Source organism: Curtobacterium citri (genome assembly GCF_030362955.1).
Classification (GTDB): Bacteria; Actinomycetota; Actinomycetes; order Actinomycetales; family Microbacteriaceae; genus Curtobacterium; species Curtobacterium citri.
Window position 1 is genome coordinate 14,215 of the sequence record NZ_JAUCML010000007.1, and the last position, 22,789, is coordinate 37,003.

General features: G+C 73.5%; 21 protein-coding genes. 8 read left to right on the plus strand and 13 right to left on the minus strand.

The genetic code is table 11. The features are described 5' to 3' along the window. Nucleotides 1–37: 37 nt before the first annotated feature. On the minus strand, nt 38–919 hold the full coding sequence (locus tag QUG92_RS11395; protein WP_289459147.1) for a CPBP family intramembrane glutamic endopeptidase: 882 nt from the start codon (nt 917–919) through the stop codon (nt 38–40). 22 nt (nt 920–941) lie between these two features. Here QUG92_RS11395 and QUG92_RS11400 point away from each other — a divergent pair, with 22 nt between their 5' ends. After that, nucleotides 942–1,631, plus strand: a complete 690-nt coding sequence (locus QUG92_RS11400) for a metal-dependent transcriptional regulator (RefSeq protein ID WP_182046082.1) — start codon at nt 942–944, stop codon at nt 1,629–1,631. A 210-nt stretch (nt 1,632–1,841) separates the two neighbouring features. On the opposite strand, the gene QUG92_RS11405 is transcribed toward QUG92_RS11400, so the two are convergent. Beyond that, entirely contained in the window at nt 1,842–3,119 is a 1,278-nt protein-coding gene (locus QUG92_RS11405; RefSeq protein ID WP_289459148.1) for a calcium:cation antiporter family protein, read from the minus strand. Nucleotides 3,120–3,469: 350 nt separating this feature from the next. After that, nucleotides 3,470–4,114 (minus strand): HEAT repeat domain-containing protein, encoded by a 645-nt coding sequence (locus tag QUG92_RS11410; protein ID WP_182046083.1) that lies wholly within the window; start codon nt 4,112–4,114, stop codon nt 3,470–3,472. Between the two features lie 82 nt (nt 4,115–4,196). On the opposite strand from QUG92_RS11410, the gene QUG92_RS11415 reads away from it, so the two are divergent. Next, the gene (locus QUG92_RS11415) at nt 4,197–5,150 is read left to right on the plus strand and encodes an aldo/keto reductase (RefSeq protein WP_289459149.1); all 954 of its coding nucleotides are present in this window, start codon (nt 4,197–4,199) and stop codon (nt 5,148–5,150) included. A 68-nt stretch (nt 5,151–5,218) separates the two neighbouring features. Here QUG92_RS11415 and QUG92_RS11420 read toward each other — a convergent pair whose 3' ends face one another. Together QUG92_RS11420 and pyrE are read right to left on the minus strand one after the other, a co-directional pair. Next, nucleotides 5,219–7,342, minus strand: coding sequence for a hypothetical protein (locus tag QUG92_RS11420; protein WP_289459150.1), 2,124 nt, complete (start codon nt 7,340–7,342; stop codon nt 5,219–5,221). Next, entirely contained in the window at nt 7,339–7,890 is a 552-nt protein-coding gene (pyrE, locus tag QUG92_RS11425; protein ID WP_069712374.1) for an orotate phosphoribosyltransferase, read from the minus strand. Before pyrE ends, QUG92_RS11420 begins: the two co-directional genes overlap by 4 nt. Nucleotides 7,891–7,986: 96 nt before the next feature. Here pyrE and QUG92_RS11430 point away from each other — a divergent pair, with 96 nt between their 5' ends. From QUG92_RS11430 to QUG92_RS11440, 3 genes are all read left to right on the plus strand, one after another. Continuing rightward, complete coding sequence (locus QUG92_RS11430) at nt 7,987–9,663, plus strand: hypothetical protein (RefSeq protein ID WP_182046086.1); 1,677 nt, start codon at nt 7,987–7,989, stop codon at nt 9,661–9,663. Nucleotides 9,664–9,736: 73 nt separating this feature from the next. Further along, nucleotides 9,737–11,107 (plus strand): peptidoglycan DD-metalloendopeptidase family protein, encoded by a 1,371-nt coding sequence (locus tag QUG92_RS11435; RefSeq protein WP_289459151.1) that lies wholly within the window; start codon nt 9,737–9,739, stop codon nt 11,105–11,107. 144 nt (nt 11,108–11,251) lie between these two features. Next, nucleotides 11,252–12,088, plus strand: coding sequence for an exodeoxyribonuclease III (locus tag QUG92_RS11440; RefSeq protein ID WP_289459152.1), 837 nt, complete (start codon nt 11,252–11,254; stop codon nt 12,086–12,088). Nucleotides 12,089–12,271: 183 nt separating this feature from the next. On the opposite strand, the gene QUG92_RS11445 is transcribed toward QUG92_RS11440, so the two are convergent. Beyond that, nucleotides 12,272–13,195: an AEC family transporter gene (locus QUG92_RS11445; RefSeq protein ID WP_069712371.1), complete on the minus strand. Its 924-nt coding sequence runs from the start codon at nt 13,193–13,195 to the stop codon at nt 12,272–12,274. 107 nt (nt 13,196–13,302) lie between these two features. On the opposite strand from QUG92_RS11445, the gene QUG92_RS11450 reads away from it, so the two are divergent. After that, nucleotides 13,303–13,887 carry a nitroreductase family protein gene (locus QUG92_RS11450; RefSeq protein ID WP_289459153.1) on the plus strand — a complete coding sequence of 195 codons (585 nt, stop codon included), beginning with the start codon at nt 13,303–13,305 and terminating at the stop codon, nt 13,885–13,887. Between the two features lie 93 nt (nt 13,888–13,980). Next, nucleotides 13,981–14,739: an HAD-IIB family hydrolase gene (locus QUG92_RS11455; protein WP_182046089.1), complete on the plus strand. Its 759-nt coding sequence runs from the start codon at nt 13,981–13,983 to the stop codon at nt 14,737–14,739. A 79-nt stretch (nt 14,740–14,818) separates the two neighbouring features. Here the strand turns inward: QUG92_RS11455 and QUG92_RS11460 are convergent, their stop codons facing one another. Both QUG92_RS11460 and QUG92_RS11465 read right to left on the minus strand, forming a co-directional pair. Continuing rightward, nucleotides 14,819–15,442: a phosphoribosylanthranilate isomerase gene (locus QUG92_RS11460; protein ID WP_182046090.1), complete on the minus strand. Its 624-nt coding sequence runs from the start codon at nt 15,440–15,442 to the stop codon at nt 14,819–14,821. Nucleotides 15,443–15,503: 61 nt separating this feature from the next. After that, nucleotides 15,504–16,556, minus strand: coding sequence for a serine/threonine-protein kinase (locus QUG92_RS11465; RefSeq protein WP_289459154.1), 1,053 nt, complete (start codon nt 16,554–16,556; stop codon nt 15,504–15,506). A gap of 199 nt (nt 16,557–16,755) precedes the next feature. On the opposite strand from QUG92_RS11465, the gene QUG92_RS11470 reads away from it, so the two are divergent. After that, a complete protein-coding gene (locus QUG92_RS11470) occupies nt 16,756–16,959 on the plus strand; it encodes a hypervirulence associated TUDOR domain-containing protein (RefSeq protein WP_069712366.1) in 204 nt (67 codons plus the stop codon). Nucleotides 16,960–16,962: 3 nt separating this feature from the next. Here QUG92_RS11470 and QUG92_RS11475 read toward each other — a convergent pair whose 3' ends face one another. The 5 genes from QUG92_RS11475 to QUG92_RS11495 all read right to left on the minus strand — a co-directional run bounded on the left by QUG92_RS11475 (nt 16,963) and on the right by QUG92_RS11495 (nt 22,758). Further along, a complete protein-coding gene (locus QUG92_RS11475; RefSeq protein ID WP_289459155.1) occupies nt 16,963–17,721 on the minus strand; it encodes a DedA family protein in 759 nt (252 codons plus the stop codon). A 309-nt stretch (nt 17,722–18,030) separates the two neighbouring features. Further along, entirely contained in the window at nt 18,031–20,160 is a 2,130-nt protein-coding gene (locus tag QUG92_RS11480) for a PTS fructose transporter subunit IIABC (RefSeq protein ID WP_289459156.1), read from the minus strand. Between the two features lie 74 nt (nt 20,161–20,234). Beyond that, nucleotides 20,235–21,260 carry a 1-phosphofructokinase family hexose kinase gene (locus QUG92_RS11485; RefSeq protein ID WP_289459157.1) on the minus strand — a complete coding sequence of 342 codons (1,026 nt, stop codon included), beginning with the start codon at nt 21,258–21,260 and terminating at the stop codon, nt 20,235–20,237. Continuing rightward, nucleotides 21,257–22,045, minus strand: a complete 789-nt coding sequence (locus QUG92_RS11490; protein ID WP_182046095.1) for a DeoR/GlpR family DNA-binding transcription regulator — start codon at nt 22,043–22,045, stop codon at nt 21,257–21,259. The genes QUG92_RS11485 and QUG92_RS11490 overlap by 4 nt, the downstream gene beginning before the upstream one ends. 158 nt (nt 22,046–22,203) lie before the next feature. Further along, nucleotides 22,204–22,758: a DUF2231 domain-containing protein gene (locus QUG92_RS11495; protein ID WP_069712039.1), complete on the minus strand. Its 555-nt coding sequence runs from the start codon at nt 22,756–22,758 to the stop codon at nt 22,204–22,206. Nucleotides 22,759–22,789 lie beyond the last annotated feature (31 nt).

Consider the following 22,789-nt stretch of genomic DNA (forward strand, 5'->3'; position numbering starts at 1 on the left):
GCTGTGGGCATTCGCAGCGCCGCCGTCGCCTGAGCGATCAGACGGCGGACGGGAGGCGCGGCTCGCCCGCCGACACCGCGACCGCCCCCATGGGCGGTACCGTCCGCCACCGGCGTCGCAGGCGACGGGGCCGGTCGTCCCGCCAGGCGACCACGCCGCCGGCGACGACCCCGAGCGCCAGCACCGCGAAGGCGAACAGCCCGATGACACCGGCGGGCACCAGGCGCGCCAGGTCCTGCGTCTGCACGGTGCCCGAGACCGCGATGGACCCGAAGTCCCAGAACGCGTGGAGCAGCACCGGCGCGAGCAGGTTCCCGGTGAGGCGTCGGGCGAGGTACAGCGTCGAGCCGAACGAGGCCGCGAAGACCACCTGCACGACCGTGACGCCGACACCCGCCCCGGCCAGGACGTTGAGGAAGTGCAGGAGCCCGAACAGCACGCACGAGGCGATCCACACCCCGAACTCGGGCAGCCGGCGACGGAGCCCGACGACGAGGACCCCGCGGGTCAGCAGCTCCTCGAACACCCCGACGAACAGCACCCCGACGGTGAGCAGCAGGAAGTAGCGGACCGGCTGCGCGCCCCAGTCGACGAGCGGCAACCGCGCGACGCAGACGACGGCGATCAGGACCGGCGCGGTCAGCGTCCACCGCAGCGCCGTGCGGCCGCGGTCGACGGTCGCGATCGGCCACCAGCCCAGCGCGGTCACGTAGGCGCAGAGCACGAGGACCGCGATCCCCTCCGGCAGCACGAGCGCCCGGACGACGCTGTCGACGGTCTGCCCGAGCGCGCCGTAGTCGTCGCTCGGCCGGGAGCGCCAGGCGCTGACGGCGGCGAAGGCGACGAGCGGGGCGAGGCCGAGCAGGAGCGACGGCGGCACCGGCCAGCGGCGACGCCGGACGGGGGCTGTCGTGGTCACGTGCCGTTTGTACCATTGACGCATGCGCCTGCCCTCCCTGTCCGTCATGGCGGAGGACTACGTGAAGCTCGTCTGGAAGTCGACCGAGCGCGGCGGGCAGGGGCTCGCGACGCGGGACATCGCCGCAGCCCTCGGCGTCTCGGCGTCCACGGTGTCGGGCAACCTCCGGAAGCTCGACCGCGACGGCCTCATCGAGCACACCCCGTACTACGGCGTGGTGCTCACCCCGCTCGGGCAGCAGGTCGCCGTGGCGATGGTCCGGCGGCACCGGCTCATCGAGACGTTCCTGGTGCAGCGCCTCGGGTACTCGTGGGACGAGGTGCACACCGAGGCCGAGGCACTCGAGCACACCGTGTCGGAGACGTTCCTCGACCGGGTCGACGCCGACCTCGGCCACCCGACGCACGACCCCCACGGCGATCCGATCCCGGCCGCCGACGGCACCGTGCCCGCGTCACCGGGGACCCTGCTCGCGGCGATCGAGCCCGGCGCCTGCGGGGTCGTCGACCGGGTGTCCGACGACGACCCGGCGCTCCTGCGCTACTTCGACGAGCTCGGGGTCGGGCTGGGGACGCACCTGCGCGTCGAGCGGGTCCGCGACTACGCCGGGGTGGTCGCCGTCGCCCGGCGGGACCCGGCCGGCGAGGAGTCCCTCGTCGACCTGCCCGCCGCCGCGGCCGCCGCAATCTGGCTCGCCCCCGACGACGACTGACCCGGGTCCGGAGACGCTCCACGCCGCGCGCCCGCCGGCAGCACCGCACCCGCCGCTGCGCTCGTCCTCACCCACTCGCCGAGGTCCCACGACTTGCCGCGCGCGTTGCGTCCGGGTTCCACATCGTGCCCGTGGTGACGCCGAGGATGCAGAATTGTGCGACCTCGGCGCAGTCCAACCGCGCGCGCCGAGTCCCGCCGACGACCGCCGTCAGACGGCCTGCCGGCGGAACGGCGCCCGGAGCGTCGGCACGATGTCCCGGCGGTGGACCCAGGCCACGACGACGGCGACGACGAGGTGCACGATGCTGAGCACCCACCGCCCGCTCGTGTCGGTCACGACGAACTGCACGGCGAACAGCGCCACGAGCGCGATCGCCGACCACCGGTGGAACCGCAGCGCGATGATGATCGCCACGCCGAGCACGGTCTGCGACGCGGTGAGCACGAACTCCTCGACCTGCCGCCCGTCGAGCGGCAGGCCGCCCGTGGTCCCGCCGCCGAGCACGTGCGCGATCGGCAGCGAGCCGACGAGCAGCGACCACTGGTTGACCTTCGACGCGATGAGCGTCCCGATCGCGGCCCCACCCATCCCCCGCAGCGCGAACAGCGCGGCGACGATGAACTCGGGGGCCTCGGTCGCGAGCGGCGCGAGCCACTGCACGAGGAAGTAGCTGTCGATGCCGAGCGCGCTGCCGGACTCGACGAGCGCGTCGGCGAACGGCTCCGCCGACGACAGGATGACCGCGGCCGCCACGACGAAGAGCGCGACGATCGTCCAGCGGCGCGCACGCTGCGGCATCGAGGCGATGTTCCCCGCCATGCCGACCATCTCCTCGTCGTCACCGTCGTCGTCCGACACCTTGGACGCACGCCACAGGTACGCCACGAAGGCGGCGAGCAGCACGAACCCGAACCAGAGCGGGATCGAGCCCATCAGCGGGATGAGGAACGCGACGACCGCGAGCAGGGCGAGGAAGCCGATGTCCAGCCGCGAGGACTGCTCGAGCTGCAGCACCTTCGTCGCCGACGCCGGCAGGGAACCGGCTCGGACGTACCGACGGGCGACGAGCAGCGAGATGATCACGACGAGCGGCCAGCCGAACCCGAGCAGCAACCGGTTCGAGCCGGTCATGTTGGCGGCGGCGAACTGCTCGTACGCCGGGTCGGAGCCGGACCGGAACGCGTAGTACAGGTCGACCGCGTACTCGGGCAGCACCGCGATGAGCGCGAGGATCGCGATGGCGAGCGCACCGGAGATGTCCTTCTGCGCGGCCTCGGCCGCCCAGGCGAGCAGGAACGAGGCGGCGACGACCGCGCCGCCGAACACGAGCAGGTCGACGAGCGGGTCCGGCGCGAAGCCGCCGATGCGGAAGACCACGGCGGGCAGCGCGAGCACGATGCAGATGGCGATGCGGCCCCAGGCGCTGCGGCCCATGCGGGGCGGCGGCGCCGTCACGGCGGTGGGGGTGGATGCGGTGTCGATCACGGGATGGTCCCTTGGTCGGGCCGCACCGATCGCGCAGGGGTGGGGAGCGCTTCGGCACGGCAGGACGGCCGAAGGTCTCGCTCGCCCGGCGGGTGGGACCGCACGGGTGGTGCACCGGGCCGATCGTCGTGATGGCCAGTGTGTCGATGCACGCGCTGGGAGCTACTCCCCTTCGGCACCCACCCTGCCGTGCCGCGATCCGCGCACGCAAGCCGATCCGGCCTGTTCGGCGGCCCGAATCCGGGTCTTCCGCGGCCCGCCCCGGAACCGTCCGCGCGTGGTCGGCGTGACCCACCGACGGACGGGAGGCCCGTGGCGGCGTCGCCACGGGCCTCCCGTCCGTCGGGTGGTCACCCGGAGGCGCGCTTCCCGCGTCCCAGCGCCATCTCGCGTCGTGCGCGTTCCAGCGCGAGCGCCGATCCGGCGTCCGGGTCGGCGAGGAGCCGCTCGGTCTCGGCGACGTGCTCGCGGACGGCCTCGCCGCGACGGTCCGACGCGTCGGTCAGGACCGGGGCGACCACGTCCTCGCCGAGGGTGACGAGTGCGCGGCTCAGCGCCAGCCGGGTCTCGCGGTCCCCCTGCCCGAGCTCGCGGGCCAACCGTCGGGCGAGGGCGGGACGCTCCTCGTCGGGTGCGAGCAGCACCGCGGCGCGCCAGGCGGTCCGGCGGACGCCCGGGTCGTCGTCACCGAGCCGGTCCGCGACCTCCGGGTACACGGAGCCGTCGCGGATCTTCGACAGCGTGTGGAGGGCCTGCGACCGCGCCTGCGCCTCCGGTCGCCCGAGCTCGCCGACCAGGCGCGGGACGACGACCTCGGCGGGCAGGCGGACGAGGGACCACGTCAGTGCCTCGCGCACCTGCAGGTCCGGCTCGACCGCGCACCGTTCGACGAGCACGTCGAGGTCGGACGGGTCCGCCTCGGTGCCGGCGGCCATCACGGCACGGAGTCGGGCGGACGAGCGGGGGTCGGTGAGGGCGTCGGCGAGGGCGGTCATCCGTCCATCGAAACCCCTCAGCCTGCACGGCACCCGCAGGCATAGCGTGGACGGGATCCGTACCGCAGTGAAAGGAATCGCCATGCCCCGCATCGGAACCAGCGACCTGCACGTGTTCCCCCTCGCCCTCGGCGGCAACGTCTTCGGCTGGACCGCCGACGAGCAGACCTCGCACCGGGTGCTCGACGCGTACGCCGGTGCCGGCGGCGACTTCGTCGACACCGCCGACGTGTACTCCGCCTGGGCCCCCGGCAACGAGGGCGGCGAGTCCGAGCGCGTCATCGGCTCGTGGCTCCGGGCGTCGGGCAAGCGCGACGACGTCGTGGTCGCGACGAAGGTCTCGCAGCACCCGCAGTACAGCGGCCTGTCCGCCGCGAACGTCGCCGCGGCGGCCCGCGCGAGCCTGGAGCGTCTCGGCACCGACCGGATCGACCTGTACTACGCGCACTTCGACGACCAGGACACCCCGCTCGAGGAGACCGTGCGCGCGTTCGACCAGCTCGTGCAGGAGGGCCTCGTCCGCTACACGGCGATCTCGAACTACTCCCGCGCCCGGGCCGAGGAGTGGATCCGCATCGCGAAGGAGGCCGGCCTGGCGCTGCCCGTCGCGATCCAGCCGCACTACAACCTCGTCACCCGCGAGCCGTACGAGTCGGACATCGCCCCGCTCGCCGCTTCCGAGGGGCTCGGGGTCGTGCCGTACTTCGCCCTGGCCGCCGGGTTCCTCACCGGCAAGTACCGCACGAAGGAGGACTTCGCCGGCAAGGACCGCGAGGGACAGGTGTCGGGGTACTTCTCGGACGAGGGGCTCGCGGTCGTCGACGCCCTCTCCCGCATCGCCGAGGCGCACGAGGCCGAGATCGCCTCGGTCGCCCTCGCCTGGCTGCAGGCGCAGCCGGACGTCGTGGCACCGATCGCCAGCGCCCGGAACACCGAGCAGCTCCCGGCGCTCCTGGCGTCGGCCGACCTCGAGCTCAGCGCCGAGGAGCTCCGGACGCTCGACGAGGCATCCGCCGCGGTCCCCGCCGCGTCCTGACCCGCGCGGGCCTCGCGCGGGTCAGGCTCGCGCGGGGCTCGGAGGGAGGGAGCCCGGTCAGGTGCCGGTCAGGTGCCGGTCGGGGCGAGGGAGCCGGTCAGGGGCTGCCCCGACGAGCGGGTGGCGAAGCACGAGATGAAGGTGTTGCCGCGGTCCCACGTGCTCTGGTCCGGCGCGTACGAGCCCTGCACCTGCACGTCGCCGAACCCGGCAGCGGCGGCGGTGTCGATCGCCTGCGAGCTCTGGCACAGCTGGGAGGCCTGGGCGGCGAGCGCCTCCGGGCCGGGCCACTGCCCCGCCTCCACCTGCACCCGGGCCGTCAGCTGGGCGGCGTGCGCGGCCGAGCAGTCGACGACCGTGAAGGTCTGCGCCCACGCGTCCGTGAAGGGCGACAGGCACTCCCCGCCGGCCAGCTCGGTCCACGCGTGCTCGCCGGGCGTCGCCGGGGTCGTCGCGAACTGCAGTGTCTGCGACGGCGCCGACGGTGCCGCGGCCTCCTGCGTCGGAGACGGGGTCGTCGACTCGGCGGGAGCGGACGCGGCCGAGGTCGCGGTCGCGGTCGGTGCGGCAGCGCGCTCCTCGCTGATCGAGCTGCCGAGGATCCACTTCGTCAGGCCGAAGACGGCGACGAGCAGCACGACGATGAGCACGACCGCCGCGACGACGAGCAGCTGCTTGCCGCGCCTGCCCTCGTTCCGCAGACGGCCGAAGCCCTCGTTGATGAAGTTGTCGCGGTCCGGGCCGGGAGTCGAGCCGCTGGAGGCGCCGTCCGGGTCCGCAACGCGGGCGACGGCCGGGTCACGGTGCTGGTCGGCACCGACGGCGGGCATCATGCGCGTCCCGGAGTCGTGCGGGTCGTAGCCGGTCTCGCCGAGCTGCCCGACGGCCTCGGTGCCGAACAGGTCCTTGATCGCGCTCGTGTCGCTCGTCTCGCGCCCGTCCCACTCGGACTGGTCGAGGTCCTCCGGCGCCGCGGCCGGCAGTCGCTCGGCGGCCGGTCCCTCGGCGGTGGCGCCCGCGGCAGCAGTGGGCTCGACGGACGGCGGTGCGGCGGTCGGCGGCACGGCGGCGGTGGCAGGCTCGGCCCACCACGGGGTCGCCGCTGCCGAGACGGGGGCGGGGGTCGCCTGGTCGGTCACCGAGGACGACGGCGACTCGGACGTCCGGGTCGCAGCGACAGCTGTGTCAGCAGCGTCGGCGGTCTCCCCGGGAACGACGTCGTCCTCCGGATCCGCCTCCGCGGACAGCGACCACGACCCGGCCCCGCCGGCCGCAGCCCCGGCGGCCGCAGCCCCGAGGGCCGTCGTGTCGAAGCGATCGGTGGTGAGCGCCGTGGGGACCTCGCCGGCCTCGTCGTCCCGGACCGCCCAGTCGAACGGCCGATCCGTCCCGCCCGCCGCGGCGGGGTCGTCCTCGCCCTGCAGTCGCAGCAGCTCGGTGAAGCTCGGCGGCTCGTTCGTCGGCGCGGCGGGCGTCGGCGGCAGCACGTTCCCGACGCCGATCGGCTGCGCCACCGGTCCGGTCGGGGTGGGGGTCGGCGCCGCCGGCCCCGGTCCGGTTGCCCGGCCGAGCCAGTCGACGTCCGTGCGTCCCTGCCCGAACGGGTCGAGGCGGCGGCGTTCCTCGTCGACCGCGCGGTTCTCCGCGGCGCGCTGGTCGCGGCTGTGCATCGCGGTCGGCAGCGAGATCGACGACGGGTGCGACGCCGTGGTCGACGGCGGCACGGGGGCGGCGGGCGGGATGCGCTCGCCGAGGGTCTCGCGCTCGTGCTCGGCCGCGGCCTGCGGGTTGAGCGAGGCCTCGCGGAGCTCGTCGCTCATCGGGATAGCCTGGGTGGCACCGGCGTCCTCGGGGTCGGACGCACCCGGGGCGGCCGGCGCAACCCCGACCCCGACCGCAGCCTCGTCGCCAGCCGCAGGCGCAGCGGCGGCCTCGTCGGCCACCGGCTCGAACGGCTCCGGCAGCGGTGCACCCGTCTCGCGGGCGGCCCGCTCCGCCTCGCGCCGCTCGCGGCGCGAGGGCCACTCGTCGGCACCGCGCGGCGCACCGAAGATGTCGGCTGCGCTGCGCAGTCCGCGGAACGGAGCGTCCGGGGCGGACGTGCCACGGGCCTCCCGGCCGTCGTCGGACCCGTCTGCCGGTCCGGCGCCGTCCTCGGGCCCGCGCGCGTCCTCCGGACGCTCCCCGGTCACGCGCTCAGCCCCAGGTCGGCCAGTCCGATCGCTGCGAAGTAGGGGTAGCCGGCCGCCTCGATGCGCTCCTTCGCGCCCGTGTCGCGGTCAACGACGACGGCGACGGCCGCGATGACCGCCCCCTCGCGCTCGAGCGCCTCGGCGGCCTTGAGCGGCGAGCCGCCGGTGGTGGAGGTGTCCTCGAGCACGACGACGCGCTTGCCGCGGACGTCCGGGCCCTCGACCTGCCGACCGCGACCGTGGTCCTTCGGCTCCTTGCGCACGACGAAGGCGTCGTAGGACAGCCCGCGCGCGGCGGCCTGGTGCAGCACGGCGCTCGCGATCGGGTCCGCGCCCATGGTGAGCCCGCCGACGGCGTCGACGTCGGGCACCTGCTGGAGCAGGTCCGTCATGACCTGGCCGATGAGCGGTGCGACGCGGTGGTCGAGGCTCACCTTGCGGAGGTCGATGTAGTACGACGCCTGCTTGCCACTGGTCAGCGTGAAGTCGCCGTGGAACACCGCATCGTCGGAGATGTGCTGGATCAGCTGGTCGCGCGTGTCGGTCACAGCGCACAAGGGTAGTCGGTCGGCCTCGGATCGCACCCGAGGGCCCCGCAGCGCCACCCGCAGGCAGCGCTCCGGCACGCTCGGTACGCTCCGGGCATGCCACCAGTCGTGCCCGGAGCGACCGGCCACGACACCGCCGTGGTCCCGTCGGACGGCCGGCCCGCGCACCGTGCGTGGCCCGCGATCGGACGGGAGGCACTGGGCGCCGCCGTCGCGCTGGCCCTGTCCGTCATCGCCCTCGGACACGTCATGGCCACCGACCGGGTCGCCCTGCTCTGGTACGACGGCGACTCGGTGCTGCTGCCGCTCGTCGAACGCTCGATCCGGCTCGGGCAGCCGTTCGAGTGGGCGATGTCCCCGGCACTGTTCTTCTTCCCGGAACTGCCGGTCTACCTGCTCTGCTCCCTGGTGACGGGGACGCCCCAGCAGGCCCTGGCACTCAACGGCGTCCTCGTGCTGCTCGCCGTCTACGCCCTGGTCCGCGCCGCCGCGAACGAGCTCATGCCGGCCGCCCGACGGTCCGCCCGGATCACGGTGTCCGCCCTCGCGCTCGGGTTCGTGACGGCGCTCGTGCTCACGGAGTACACCGCGACCGCGACCTCGCTCGAGCTCGGGTCGCTGCTGCTCACCACGACCTACTACTACGGCGCCCTGCTCGCGATGCTCGGCACGGCCGTGCTCGTGCTGCGGACGGTGCGGACCGGTCGCGCGACGGTGACCGTCCTCGTCGTCCTCGGACTCGTCGCGGCCTGCACGACGGCGTCGAACCCGCTGTACGTCCCGTGGTCGGCGGCCCCGGTGGTCGTGACCCTCGCGCTGCTCTCCCTCGCCCGTCGGGTGCCGTGGCGGCCGGCGGCGTGGACCTCCGGCGTGCTCGTCGCCGGCGCCGTCGTCGGCTACCTGCTCCGGATCCCGCTCGCCCCGTTCGTCTCGCTGGACCCGTCGACGTACGTGCACCCGGACCAGGCGGGACGGACGCTGGCGTTCTTCGCGGCGCTCACCGACGACCGGGCGGGGTCGGCCCGGGGCGACGCCGAACTGCTGCTGCTCTTCGCGGGCCTGGTGCTCGCGGTGGGCGGGACGGTCTGGGCCTGGCGGGTCCGGACCGCGCGGACCGTCCTCGTGGCGACCGTGCTGCCGCTCGTGACGGTCGTGGCGGTGTCGGTCGGCGTGGTCGTCGCCGGGTCGCAGACGCCGCGCTACCTCGAGCCGATCGTGACCGCGCCGCTGCTCGCGCTCGTCGCGGTCGCCGAGCTCGTCCGCTCGGCCGTGCGCCGGACCCGGGTGCACCGACCCCGACGGGGCGTGCGGCTCGTCGTGGCGGTCGCGGCCGCCGTCGTCCTGGTCGCCGGGGTCGCGGTCGCCCCGGGCACCGTCGCGGCCGTCGCGAGCGCCCGGTACGCGCCCGCCGCGTGCCTGGACCGCTGGGCCGACGGACGGCACGTCACCGGGGTCGGGCAGTTCTGGACCGTCCGCCCCCTCGCCGCCTACGCCGAGAGCGACGTCGACCTGCTGCAGGTGCGGGACACCTTCGAGACGTACCCGTGGCTCGTCGACCTCGGTGCCTACCGGGACGCGACGCCGACCTTCGTCGTGATCGGCGCGAACGACCTCTGGACCACCGCGGTGGAGGACTCCCTCGGCGCCCCGGCGTCGATCACCCACTGCACGGGCTTCGACGTCTACGACTACGCCGGGACCGCCGGCGCCGCCGTCCTGCAGCGCGACGTGGTGGGCAGCGCCGACCGGATCCGGCGCGAGCGCGGCTTCTGAACCGGACGGGAGTTCTCCACAGTCGGCGCGGCGGCGTGTCGGACCGCCTGTACGGATGTATAGGCTCGTGCCCGTGACTCGTCCCACAAGCCACAGCGCCCCGCGTCCGACCGTCCGTCTCCGTCTGCTCGCCACCGGGCTCGCCCTGACCGGTCTGCTCGCGACGGTGCTCGTCGACGCCCCGAGCGCGAGCGCCGCGAAGTACCCCTCGTGGGACGACGTCATGGCCGCTCGCGGTCAGGAGTCGGCGAAGCAGGAGCAGATCACCGAGATCCGGGGCATCATCTCCGGACTCGAGGACGAGGTCGCAGCGGCCGAGGCCGAGGCGAAGCGCCTCGGCGACGAGTTCTTCGCCGCCCAGGGCAAGGCACAGGACGCCGCCGCGAAGGAGCAGCGCCTCCGCTCCGACGCCGACGAGCACGCCGAGGTCGCCGAGCGCAGTGCCGCCCAGGCCGGGCAGTTCGCCGCGCAGATGGCACGGCACGGCGGCGCGGACGTCACCGCGTCCGTGCTGGCCGAGGGCGAGGACGCCCGTGACCTGCTGTACGACCTCGGCGCCCTCAGCAAGCTCTCCGAGCAGGCCGAGCGCGTGGAGACGGCGGCGACGGCCGACGCGGCGGTGGCCCGCTCCCTGACGGCGCAGGCGGACCGGGCGAGCGTGGCGCTCAAGGACCTCGCCGCCGAGGCCCAGGAGAAGATGCAGGCGTCCCAGGCGGCTGCCGACCAGGTGCAGGACGCCTACGCCGAGCAGCAGGCCAACAAGGCGCGGCTCGACGCCCAGCTCGCGACGCTGACCTCGGGTCGGGTCCGGACCGAGGCCGAGTTCGCCAAGGGCGAGGCCGAGCGCAAGGCGGCGGAGGAGAAGCAGCGGCGCGAGGCCGAGGCGGCCCGCCAGCGTGAGCTCGAGCGGCAGCGCCAGGCGGCTGCCGCGGCCAACTCCGGTGGTGGCGGTGGCGGCGGCGGTGGCGGCGGCACGAGCGCCCCGGTCGGTGGCACAGGCGGTGGTGGCGGCGGTGGCGTCGGATCCGGTTCGGGTACCGGCTGGGTCCGTCCCGGCGGCGGCTACGTCATCAGCCCGTACGGCTACCGCATCCACCCCATCACCGGCGTCGGGACGATGCACGACGGCCTCGACCTCACGAGCGGCTGCTCGACGGCGATCGTCGCCGCCTCGGCCGGCACGGTCGAGTACGCGGGCTGGTACGGCGGCTACGGCAACTACGTGCGGATCAACCACGGCGGCGGTGTCGCGACGGCGTACGGGCACATCGTCAACGGCGGCTTCCGGGTGACGCCGGGGCAGCGCGTGTCGGCGGGGCAGCTGATCGCACTGGTCGGCTCGACCGGCAACTCGACCGGCTGCCACCTGCACTACGAGGTGCACATCAACGGCGCGACCACCGACCCGGCGCCATTCATGGCGGTGCGCGGCGTCCGCTTCTAGCCCGGCGGCGCGCGGGACGACGGCGGCTCGGGGTCGCTCCGCGATCACGACACTCCGCGCGTCGATCGACACGTGCGGTGTCGCACGACGCCACGGGCCACGGCGCCGACCCCCGTGCCAGCCGCCACCGGTAGGTTCGATCCCATGCGCGTGGCGACCTGGAACGTGAACTCCGTCCGCACCCGAGTGGGCCGGATCGTCGACTGGCTGGTGCGCGAGGACGTCGACGTCCTCGGCATGCAGGAGATCAAGTGCAAGCCGGAGCAGTTCCCGGTGGACGCCTTCGAGGCCGCCGGCTACCAGGTCGAGGCCCACGGGCTGAACCAGTGGAACGGCGTCGCGTTCGCCAGCCGGCTGCCGATGGAGGACGTCACCCGCGACTTCCCCGGCCAGCCGGGCTTCCTCAAGGGCCACGAGGGCCGGGACCTGCCGGTCGAGGCCCGCGCGATGGGCGTCACCGTCGACGGCGTCCGGCTGTGGAGCCTCTACGTGCCGAACGGCCGCGAGCTCGGCGACCCGCACTACACGTACAAGCTCGACTGGCTGGCCGAGCTGGCCGACCGTACGACGGAGTGGCTCGACGCGGAGCCGGAGACGCCGCTCGCGCTCATGGGCGACTGGAACGTCGCGCCGCTCGACCGCGACGTGTGGGACGTCCGGGCGTTCGAGGGTTCGACGCACGTCAGCGAGCCCGAGCGTGCGGCCTTCCGCGAGTTCGAGGCCCGCGGGCTGCAGGACGTCGTCCGTCCGATCGTCCCCGAGGGCTACACGTACTGGGACTACAAGCAGCTCCGCTTCCCCCGCAACGAGGGCATGCGGATCGACTTCGTCCTCGGGTCCCAGGCCTTCGCCGACGTCACCGTGGCGGCGACGATCCACCGCGACGAGCGGAAGGGCGACGCGCCGAGCGACCACGTGCCGGTGTCGGTCGACCTCGACCTCGAGACCTCGCTCGACGACGACCGCCCCATGATCTTCTGACCCGGCGGCCGGTCACACGGCCGCCGGTCGCACGACCGCCGCGAACGGGCACGACATGCCGTGCGTCGATCGCCGAGCGGGCTCGATCCGTCGCGCGGGGTTGTCGAACGTTGCAGATCTGGCCCGCTCGGTCAGCCCACCAGCCAGCCCGCCCGGCCCCGGCCAGCCCTGGGCCACGCGCCGCTACGGGTGCAGCAGCGCCGCGACGAGCACCAGCACGGGCACCGACCCCACGGTCGTGATGAGGACCACGTCCCGCGCCACCGGCACCGCCGCCCGGTACCGCTGCGCGTAGTTGAAGACGTTCTGTGCCGCCGGCAGCGCCCCGAGCGTCGTGAGCACGAGGACGTCCTCGTCGTCGAGCCCGAAGACGAACCGGGCGAACACGTACGCCACCGCGGGCATCAGGATCAGCTTGAGCCCCGAGGCGACGAGCACATCCGGCCGGGTCGAACGGTCCCGCAGCGGTGCGGCGCCGTGCAGGCTCATGCCGAAGGACAGCAGCACGAGGGGCACCGCCGCTGCGCCGACGAGCGCGAACGGCTCGAGCACCGGGGTCGGGATCTCGAGGCGGAGCGCCGAGCAGACGAGCCCCACGAGCGAGGCGATGATGATCGGGTTGCGGAACGGTCCGACCACACGCGCCCGCCACCCACCACCGTTCGCCGTCGCCGCATCGAGCACGGTGAGCGCGAGCGGTGCCAGCACGACGAGCTGCAGCAGGATCACCGGCACGACGGCCGTCGCCTGGCCGAGCACGTAGACGGCGACCGGCAGACCGATGTTGTTCGCGTTCACGTAGCCGGACGCCAGGGCACCGACCGTCGTCGTGGCCAGGGACCGGCGCAGCACCAGGCGGAAGACCAGCACCGCGACGACCGCCACGGTCACGGCGCTGACGAGCGAGACCCAGAGCATCGGTGACAGCAGCGTCTCGATGTGCGCCGTCGCGATGGTGTGGAACAGCAGGCACGGCATGAGGACGAAGAACGCCAGGCGGCTCATCACGAACTGCGCGTGCGGGCCGAGCAGGCCGGTGCGCCCGACGACGTACCCGGCGGCGATGATCGCGCCGATGATCGCGAACCCGGTCAACACGCCACCCATCGGGTCCATCCTCGCACCCCGGCCGCGGACCCGAGGCCGTTTCATGTGAACGCACTCAGCCCCGAAATGCGTTCGCATCGAACACCGTTGCACGCACCATGACCTCGATGCCTGCCACGCTCAGCCGTTCGACCGATTCCAGCCAGCCGCTCGTGCCGCTGCTCGAGGAGCGCTGGAGCCCGCGTTCCTACGACGAGTCCGCGACGATCTCGGACGCGCAGTTCGACGCCGTCCTCGAGGCCGCACGCTGGGCCGCGTCCGCCATGAACCACCAGCCGCGCCGATTCATCGCCGGCCGCCGTGGCACCGAGACCTTCGCCAAGATCAACGAACACCTGCTCGGCTTCAACGCCGCGTGGGCATTCCGCGCCAGCGCGCTGGTCGTCGGGATCCTCGAGACCGCGACCGAAAACGGCGACGAGCGCCCCTTCGCGCAGTACGACCTCGGTCAGTCGCTGACGGCGCTCACCGTGCAGGCGCACGCCGAGGGCCTCCACGTGCACCAGATGGCCGGCATCGACGCCCAGGGCCTCCGCGCCGCGTTCGACCTGCCCGAGCGGTTCGTGCCCTACACCGTGACCGCGATCGGCACCGTGGCGGACCCGTCGCAGCTCGACGAGAAGGCCGCCGAGCGCGAGGTCGCCCCGCGCACCCGCCTCCCCCTCGACGAGGTCGTGCTCGTCAAGGAGTAGTCCCCCGCAGCGAGGAGTCTCCCGCAGCAGCACGACGGCCGGGTCCCGACGGGGCCCGGCCGCCTCTGCACGGGCGTCTGGCAGGATCGACCCATGACCACGCCCCGCCTCGTCGCCTTCGACCTCGACGACACGCTCGCGCCGTCGAAGTCCCCGCTCGACCCGCGCATGCTCGAGACCTTCGCCGCCCTGCTCGCCACCGTGCCGGTCGCGGTGATCTCGGGCGGCAACTTCCAGCAGTTCGAGCAGCAGCTCGTCCACCCGCTGCGCGACCGCGACGGACTCCCGCTCGACGACCTGCACCTGCTGCCGACCTGCGGCACCGCGTACTACCGCTGGTCCGGGTCGGACTGGGCGCTGCAGTACGCCGAGGACCTCACCGACGACGAGAAGACCCGCGCGCTCGCCGCCGTGGAGACGCAGGCGAAGGCCGCCGGCTACTGGGAGTCCGAGACCTGGGGCCCGATCCTCGAGGACCGTGGCTCGCAGGTGACCTTCTCCGCGCTCGGGCAGTCCGCCCCCGTCGACGTCAAGAAGCGCTGGGACCCGACCGGCGAGAAGAAGGACCACCTGCGCCGGCTCGTGCAGGCGGAGCTCCCCGACCTCGAGGTGCGCTCGGGCGGCTCGACCAGCGTCGACATCACCCGGAAGGGCATCGACAAGGCGTACGGCATGCGCCGCCTCGCCGAGCTCACGGGCATCGACCTCGACGACATGCTGTTCGTCGGCGACCGCCTCGATCCCGAGGGCAACGACTACCCGGTGAAGGCCCTCGGCGTGCCCTGCCACGCGGTGGAGGGCTGGGAGGACACCGACGCGTTCCTGACGGAGCTCATCCCCACCCTGCGCTGACGCACACCTGACGGACGGGAGGCGCGTGGCGGGCTCGACACGCGCCTCCCGTCCGTCGCGTGGTGCATCGCGTCGTCCGTCAGGGGATGCTGCGGACCGCCTCGACGAACGACCGGATGCGTGCGACGTCCTTGACCCCGCGCTCGGACTCCACCCCGCTCGACACGTCGACCCCGTCGGGGTCGAGCGCCTGCACCGCGGCGACGACGTTGGCGGGCGTCAGCCCACCCGCGAGGATCCATGCCTCGTCGATCCTGCCCGCGATCGTCGCCGGGTCGACGAGCTGTCCGCTCCCCGGCACGGCGGCGTCGAGCAGGAGCAGGTCGTGGTCGAAGGCCGCCCGCTGCTCCGGGGTCTCGCGGAGGTAGTCGTCGGTCGAGACGGCACGGATGGTGAAGAACCCGGCGTCCCGCGCGCGGGCGAAGTCGCTCGCGGACTCTCGGCCGTGCAGCTGGAGGGTGGTGAGCCCGACCTCGGACGCGATGCCGACCACCTCGTCGATCTGCTGGTCCCGGAACACCCCGACGGCGTCGATCCCCTCGGGGATGCGCTCGACGAGCTCCTTCGCGAGGTCCGCGGTCACGGTGCGGGGGCTGCCGGCGGCGAAGACGAAGCCGACCGCGTCCGCGCCGGCGTCCACGGCGGCGTCCACGGTCTCGGGCGTCGACAGGCCGCAGATCTTGATCCAGCGCTGATCGCTCATGCGTCCATCCTGCCAGGGCCGGCGGCCGCTCGGACCCGGTCCGCGCACGGCGGGACCGACGTCAGTGCAGGGTGCCCGCGACGTACGCGGCGGCGCAGGCAGCCAGCACACCGAAGGTCGCGAAGGACCCCACCAGGACGTTCCGTCGACGCCAGCGGCGGACCGCGCTGAACGTGCCCCGCTTGGCGTGCCGGTGCGCGGCGCGGTGCATCTTCGTGTCCCGCTTGTGCTTGATGCGCTCGGGACCGAGCGGCACCGGACCGGTGACCTGCGTCGACCCGCCGCGGAGCGCGCTCGCGACCGCCACCGCCGTCGGCCGCTTGGCCGGGTCGCGGTGCGTCATCTTGGCGAGCAGGTCCTTCCAGTCCGGACCGACCTCCTCGGGGACGTGCGGGTCGTTGCGGAGCCGCGCGAGCGCCGCCTCGATCAGGGTGCCGGAGTACTCCTGCTTGCCGGTCAGCGACTCGAGCAGCACCAGGCCGAGCGAGTACACGTCGGTGGCGAAGCCGATCGGTTCGCCGGCGACCTGCTCGGGGCTGAGGTAGGCGGCGGTGCCGATGATCGTGCCGTCGTTGGTCAGGCGCGAGCCGTCGACGAAGTGGGCGACGCCGAAGTCCGTCAGCTTGACCGACCGGGCGAACCCGGAGGCACCCTCGTCGTTGATGAGGATGTTCGCCGGCTTGACGTCCCGGTGGACGATGCCACGGGAGTGCACGTAGGCCAGGGCGTCGGCTAGCTGGGCGCCGAGGTCGGCCACCTCGTAGTTGTGCAGGGCTCCACCGGCGAGACGACGCAGCAGCGTGGTGTCGGCGATGAGCTCCATCACGATGAAGCGGTGCGGGCCGTCCTCGAACTCGTGGGTGCCCGCGTCGTAGAGCGGCACGAGGCCGGGGTGCGAGAGCATGCTCAGCAACCGGATCTCGCGCTCCTGGCGGACGCGGTCGGCCGTCGTCATCGAGTCCGGCGTCGCGAAGAGCTTCACGGCGACGGCGCGGTAGGTGTGCTCGTCCCGGGCCTCGTACACGGACCCCATCCCACCGGTTCCGATGAGCTTGACGAGGCGGTACCGGGCCGCGAGGACCGTGTCCGCTCGTGCGCCGTCGACCAGGGTCATGGGGTACATCGTTCCGTCCGGAGCCATCGGGACCGCGGCAGGCGCCTGCGTGGTGACTCACGGGCAACGGTACGCGTCCCACCTCGATCCCGCAGGGGCGTTACGACATCGTGATGGGGGACAGATCGCCGGAGATCCGCGGATGCGTGCGGGTAGCGTCCGGTCTCCGCGATCTCGAGGACTACGCAAGGAGGACATCATGGCGCTGTCGAAGGGCGACGAGGTGCACTGGAACACCTCGCAGGGCAAGACGACCGGGACCGTCGTCGAGAAGAAGACGAAGGACTTCACGTTCGACGGGCAGCACTTCAAGCCCACCGACGACGACCCGTACTGGATCGTCGAGTCGGAGAAGTCCGGCAACAAGGCCGCCCACAAGGAGTCGGCCCTCACGAAGAAGTGACCGTCAGTCGTTCGCGGGTGTCGCACGTCGGCGCCCGCGAGCGGCCTCGGTCGGTGCCTCGCTCCGCCGCTGCGCACGGTCGGCTCGTGCGCGGCGGACCCGGCGGACGACGAACGTCACGACGACCACGGCGATCGCGACGTACAGCACCCGGTCGATCCACTCCGTGTACTGCTCGACCTTGTCGTACTGCGTGCCGAACGCCGCTCCCAGCAGGATGAGCGCGCTGTTCCAGATGCCGCTCGCGATGATCGTGAAGAGCGAGAACGTCGCCAGGTGCATCCGGTCCGCGCCGGCCGGCAGCGAGATGAGGCTCCGGACGATCGGCACGAACCGGCCGAAGAACACCGCGCTCTTCCCGTGCCGGTGGAACCAGTCCGCGGCCTTCCGGAAGTCGTCCTCGTCGACGAGCGGCAGCCGGCCGAGCCAGCGCACGGTCCGCTCGAAGCCGATCGCCGCCCCGAGCCAGTAGAGCACGAGCGCCCCGAGGTACGACCCGAGCGTGGCGAGCAGCAGCACGAGGACGAGGTTCATCCGCCCGGCGCCGGCGAGGAAGCCCGCGAGCGGCAGGATCACCTCGGACGGGATCGGCGGGAACACGGTCTCGACGAAGAGCATGAGTGCGACGCCCCACTCCCCCAGGGCGTCGATGAGCTGGAGCACCAGGCCGGACAGCCCGCCGAGGTCCTCCGTCCCCTCCGTCCGGGACCCCGCCGTGATCGTGGCGGGCAGGGTCGGCGGCAGCGTCAGGGCGGTCGTCATGCCGCCAGTGTCCCTGAGTGTCCTGACAGACCGCGGTGCGTGCGCCCGACCGTCTCCAGGTGCCGACGTCGCCTCGAGACGCCGGTGTCGACCCGAGACGCCTCCGACGTGCCCGGCCGTGGGTCGCCGAGGTTCCGAGACTCGCCGTTCCAGGGCCGTCGAGGTTGCACGGGTGGGTGTGCAGGCGCTCGAGGTTCCGACATTGCGGAACCTCGACGACCAGTCACGGGCGCTGCGCGCGCACACGACGGACGGGAGGCCCGTGGCGGATCCGCCACGGGCCTCCCGTCCGTCAGGTGGTGACGACCGCTACACGGCGGCCGGTGCGCGCTGGCCGACCGTCTCGCCGGCCACGGCGGCCTGCTCGGCCGACGCCGCCTCGGCGGCGGGCGCCCGACGCACCCACTTCTTCAGCCCGACCAGGACGAGCGCGGAGACGACCGTGCCGGCCAGGATCGCGACGATGAACATCGCGATGTCCCCGATCGCGAAGAACACGAAGATGCCACCGTGCGGAGCGCGCGACGTGACGCCGGCACCCATCGAGATCGCACCCGTGACCGCGGCACCGATCATCGAGGCGGGGATGACGCGCAGCGGGTCGGCCGCCGCGAACGGGATCGCCCCCTCGGAGATGAAGGACGCGCCGAGCAGCCAGGCGGCCTTGCCGTTCTCGCGCTCCGGCTTCGTGAAGCCGTTGCGGTACAGCACGGTCGAGGCGAGCGCCAGGGCCAGCGGCGGGACCATGCCCGCGGCCATCACGGCCGCCATGATCTCGAACGGCACCACGTTCGTGGCGGTGCCCGCACCGAGGCCGGCGACGGCGAACGCGTAGGCGACCTTGTTGACCGGGCCACCGAGGTCGAAGGCCATCATCAGGCCGAGGATGATGCCGAGCAGGATCGCCGAGGCACCGGAGAGCGAGTTGAGGAACCCGGTCAGCTGGGTCATCAGCCACGCGATCGGGCCGCCGAGCACGAGGAGCATGAGGCCCGAGGCGATGATCGACGCGAACAGCGGGATGATCACGACCGGCATGAGGCCACGGAGCCAGCGCCAGGTGGGGATGCGTCCGATCCAGTAGGCGGCGGCACCGGCGATGAGACCGCCGACGAGCCCGCCGAGGAAGCCGGCGTTCATGAAGACGGCGATCGACCCGGCGACGAAGCCCGGCGCGATGCCCGGCCGGTCGGCGATCGCGTAGGCGATGTACCCGGCGAGGGCGGCGACGAGGAACCCGAGGGACACCCCACCGATCTGGAACGCGGCGGCGCCGAGGTAGTAGCCGAGGCCCTCCGGCGGCAGGTTGAGCAACGTGTAGTTCGTCAGCGTGTAGACGGCGTTGTTCTGCCCGGAGTCGCCGTGCGGCAGCGCGATCGCGTAGCCGGAGAGCAGGAAGCCGAGCGCGATGAGCAGCCCGCCGCCCGCGACGAACGGGATCATGTAGCTCACACCGGTGAGCAGCCAGCGCTTGAGCGCCTGGCCGAAGTGCTCGTCGGTCTTGGTGGACTCCGACGTGCTCGCGGCGCCGCCCTGCACGCGTGCGGCGTGCGGGTCGTCGGCCGCGCGGATGGCCTCGGCGATCATCGCGTCGGGCTCGTCGACACCGCGCTTGACCGGTCCGGAGACGAGCGGCTTGCCGGCGAAGCGCCCGCGGTCGCGGACGTCCACGTCGACCGCGAAGACGACGGCGTCGGCACGGGCGATGATCGCCGGGTCGAGGGGCTCGACCTGCGAGGACCCCTGCGTCTCGACGTGCATCTCGGCACCGGCGCGCTCGGCCGCGGCGACGAGGGCGTCGGCGGCCATGTAGGTGTGCGCGATGCCGGTCGGGCACGCGGTGACGCCGACGATGACCTTGCGCGCGCCGGTGGCGCCGCCGGTCGCACCGCCGGCTGCGGCTGCCTGCGCGGGCTGCGTCGTGGTCGGACGGGCGGCACTGCTCGCGTTCCCGACGCCGGCTGCGGCGACCTCGCCACCCACCTCGCGCTGGACGAGGTCGACGACCTCCTGCGGGGTGGACGCGGCACGCAGCGCGGCGGTGAAGTCCTCGCGGATGAGCGCTCGGGCCAGGGTCGACAGGACCGTGAGGTGGTCCTTGTCGGCCCCCTCGGGCACGGCGATCATGAAGACGACGTCGGCGTCGCCGTCCGGGGCGCCGAACGGCACCTTCCGGGCGAGGCGCGAGAACGCCAGCGTCGGGCTCGACACCGAGGCCGACCGGGCGTGCGGGATCGCGATGCCGCCGGGCACGCCGGTGCCCACGCTCGCCTCGCGCTTGAGGGCGTCCTCGGCCAGGGTGGCGCCGTCGGCCGCGCGGCCGGTCGCGGCGACGCGGTCGGCGAGCACGCGGATGACGTCGGACGACGTCCCGCCGAGGTCCTCGTCGAGGCCGACGAGCTCGGCGCTGATGAGGCGCTGCGTCGTGTCTGCGGACATGGGGTTGCTCCTTTGCAAGGGCGCCGTGGCGCGGGCAGTACGGGTGGTGGGGTGGCGCAGGGGTGGGTGTCCGGTCAGGCGATCGGTGCCGGGACCTGCGTCGTGTGCAGGGTCCGGACGGTCACGCCGCCGGGGTCGGTGTGGTCGAGTGCGGGGACGTCGCTGCCGGGGAGGGCCGCGGCGGCAGCTCCCGTGGCGACGGCCTGGGCGAGGCGGTCGGCGGCGGACGCCCCGGCGACCTCGGCCAGCAGGTAGCCGGCGAGGGAGGAGTCCCCCGCGCCGACCGTCGAACGGGCGACGATCCGGGGTGCGGCGGCGGCGAAGGCGCCCTCGTCCGACACCAGGACGGCGCCGGCGCTGCCGAGCGTCAGCAGCACCGTGTCGACGTGCTTGTCGCGAAGCCGGTGCGCCGCGGCGACGGCGGCCTCGAGGTCCCGCTCGTAGACCTCCGGGTCACCACCGACGACCTCGGCGAGCTCCTCGGCGTTCGGCTTCACCAGGTCGATCCGCTCGCCGGACTGCAGCAGCGCGGTGAACGGGACGCCCGACGAGTCGACCGCGATCCGGACGTCGTCGCCGTGCCGCCGGCGGACCGCGCGGACGAGCACGGCGAGGGCGTCGTCGGGCAGACCGGGCGGGAGCGAACCGGCGAGGACGACCCAGCGGGCGGCCGGTCCGGTCGGCGTCGGGCCCGCGGCGTCGGCCACGAGCGCGGCGAGGTCGTCGAGCCGTCCGGCCAGCGAGGGGCCGGGCTCGTTGAGCTTCGTCGTCGTGCCGGTCGGCTCGGTGACGGTCACGTTCGACCGCAGCGGCGCACCGATCGGCAGCGCGAGGGTGGGGATGCCCCGGGTCGCCAGGCCGAGCAGGACGGGGTCGAGCTCGTCGCCCGGCAGGACGGCGAGGGTGTCGCCCCCGCTCGCGACGACCACGCGGGACACGTTGACGCCCTTGCCGCCGGGCTCGGCCGTCGTGCGCACGGCACGCTGGACGGCGCCGCGCTGCAGCTCGCCGCCGAGCTCGATCGTGCGGTCGAGGGACGGGTTGGGCGTCACGGTGACGATGCGGGTGCTGTGCTGGACGGTGCCGTTCTCGGGCCTCATGCGACCACGACCTCCACATCGGCGTCGGCGAGCGCGACGGCGAGGTCCGCCGGGGGCTCCTGGTCGGTGACGAGCGTGTCGATCTCGTCGAGGCGTGCGAAGCGCATGAGCGCCTCCACCCCGTGCTTCGCGGCGTCGGCGAGCACGACGCTCCGGCGCGCGGCGAGGACGTACGCGCCCTTCACGCCGGCCTCGTACTCGTCGGGCGTGCTCAGCCCGAAGCCCGCGGACAGGCCGTTCGTGCCGACGAAGGCGACGTCGGGACGCAGACCGGCGATCTGCTCGACGGTCGCGGTGCCGACGGCGGCGCTCGTCACCCCGCGGACCCGGCCGCCGAGCAGGTGGAGTTCGACGTGGGCGCTGTGCTGCAGGACCGCGGCGATCGGCACCGAGTTGGTGACGACGGTCAGGGTCGCCCCGGGCGTCGCGGGCTCCCACCGTGCGAGCTCGGCGGCGACGGCGGCGCAGGTCGTGCCCGCGTCGAGGGCGATCGAGCCGGTGAAGGTCGACGGCACGAGCCGCATCGCGGCGCGCGCGATCGCGGTCTTCGCGGTGCCGTGCTGTCCCTCGCGCTCGGCGACGCTGAGCTCGACGACGCTCGACCGACCGACGGGGACCGCCCCGCCGTGCACCCGGCGCAGGACACCGGCGGTCTCGAGGGCGTCGAGGTCGCGCCGGACGGTCTCGGTGGTCACGTCGAAGTGCTCGGCGAGGTCGGCGACCGACACCCGCCCGGCCGACTGCAGCGCGGCGGCGATGGCGTCCTGCCGCTCCGTTGCGTACATGCCCGAACTCCTTCGTTCCCGTTGGTTTCAGGAACTGTACGCCCAGAAGCAACACGAACGCAACTGTTCCGCAGGTGAACCAACACGAACGCAACGAACGCCCGATCCGCAGCAGCGGATCGGGCGTCCGGGGTCCGGCGGGTCAGGCGTACGGCGGGTCAGGCGTCGAACGGCACGCGGTCGCTCGACCCGACACCGGCGCGCTGGCGGTACGACAGGTGGCCGCCGAGGTAGCCGCCGACGCCGACGACGGTCAGCCCGACGAAGCCGAGCGCCTTGCCCGCGGCGGTGTTGCCCTTCCGGCGCTGCCACCACGACAGCCCGAAGAACGTGATGCCGACCCAGTTCACGGCCTGGTGCACCCACCCGGTCCGACGCTGCTCGAGGGAGAGTTCCGCCCAGTCGACGTAGCCGGCGATCGAGGCGCTGCCGGCCGAGGCGATCCCGACCCCGGTCAGCGTCTGCGCGGCCCGCGCGTTGCCCTTCCCGCCGATCGTGTCGAGGACGGCCGCCGAGATCCAGGCGCCCAGCGGCACCTGCACCATCAGCGGGTGCAGGGGGTGACCGAACGGCACGCCGTGCAGCAGCTGCCGCAGGGCCTTCGGCTTCGCGACGGCACGGACGACGCGCGTGTCGAGGTCGACGGCCTTGTCGAGCACGCTCGCGTGCTCGATGGAGTCGGTCAGGCGGCGGATGATCGGCAGCTCAGGCATGCCCTGGACGCTAGGCCGGGAGGCCCGGTGC

Excerpts from the sequence above, each read along its gene's own strand:
- QUG92_RS11485 (WP_289459157.1), bottom strand. The coding sequence starts at position 21,260 with ATGAGGCCCGAGAACGGCACCGTCCAGCACAGCACCCGCATCGTCACC.
- QUG92_RS11415 (WP_289459149.1), top strand. The coding sequence starts at position 4,197 with ATGCCCCGCATCGGAACCAGCGACCTGCACGTGTTCCCCCTCGCCCTC.
- QUG92_RS11455 (WP_182046089.1), top strand. The coding sequence starts at position 13,981 with ATGACCACGCCCCGCCTCGTCGCCTTCGACCTCGACGACACGCTCGCG.
- QUG92_RS11410 (WP_182046083.1), bottom strand. The coding sequence starts at position 4,114 with ATGACCGCCCTCGCCGACGCCCTCACCGACCCCCGCTCGTCCGCCCGA.
- QUG92_RS11465 (WP_289459154.1), bottom strand. The coding sequence starts at position 16,556 with ATGACCCTGGTCGACGGCGCACGAGCGGACACGGTCCTCGCGGCCCGG.
- QUG92_RS11490 (WP_182046095.1), bottom strand. The coding sequence starts at position 22,045 with ATGTACGCAACGGAGCGGCAGGACGCCATCGCCGCCGCGCTGCAGTCG.
- QUG92_RS11440 (WP_289459152.1), top strand. The coding sequence starts at position 11,252 with ATGCGCGTGGCGACCTGGAACGTGAACTCCGTCCGCACCCGAGTGGGC.
- QUG92_RS11470 (WP_069712366.1), top strand. The coding sequence starts at position 16,756 with ATGGCGCTGTCGAAGGGCGACGAGGTGCACTGGAACACCTCGCAGGGC.
- QUG92_RS11445 (WP_069712371.1), bottom strand. The coding sequence starts at position 13,195 with ATGGGTGGCGTGTTGACCGGGTTCGCGATCATCGGCGCGATCATCGCC.
- QUG92_RS11460 (WP_182046090.1), bottom strand. The coding sequence starts at position 15,442 with ATGAGCGATCAGCGCTGGATCAAGATCTGCGGCCTGTCGACGCCCGAG.
- QUG92_RS11480 (WP_289459156.1), bottom strand. The coding sequence starts at position 20,160 with ATGTCCGCAGACACGACGCAGCGCCTCATCAGCGCCGAGCTCGTCGGC.
- QUG92_RS11495 (WP_069712039.1), bottom strand. The coding sequence starts at position 22,758 with ATGCCTGAGCTGCCGATCATCCGCCGCCTGACCGACTCCATCGAGCAC.
- QUG92_RS11430 (WP_182046086.1), top strand. The coding sequence starts at position 7,987 with ATGCCACCAGTCGTGCCCGGAGCGACCGGCCACGACACCGCCGTGGTC.
- QUG92_RS11400 (WP_182046082.1), top strand. The coding sequence starts at position 942 with ATGCGCCTGCCCTCCCTGTCCGTCATGGCGGAGGACTACGTGAAGCTC.
- QUG92_RS11475 (WP_289459155.1), bottom strand. The coding sequence starts at position 17,721 with ATGACGACCGCCCTGACGCTGCCGCCGACCCTGCCCGCCACGATCACG.
- QUG92_RS11450 (WP_289459153.1), top strand. The coding sequence starts at position 13,303 with ATGCCTGCCACGCTCAGCCGTTCGACCGATTCCAGCCAGCCGCTCGTG.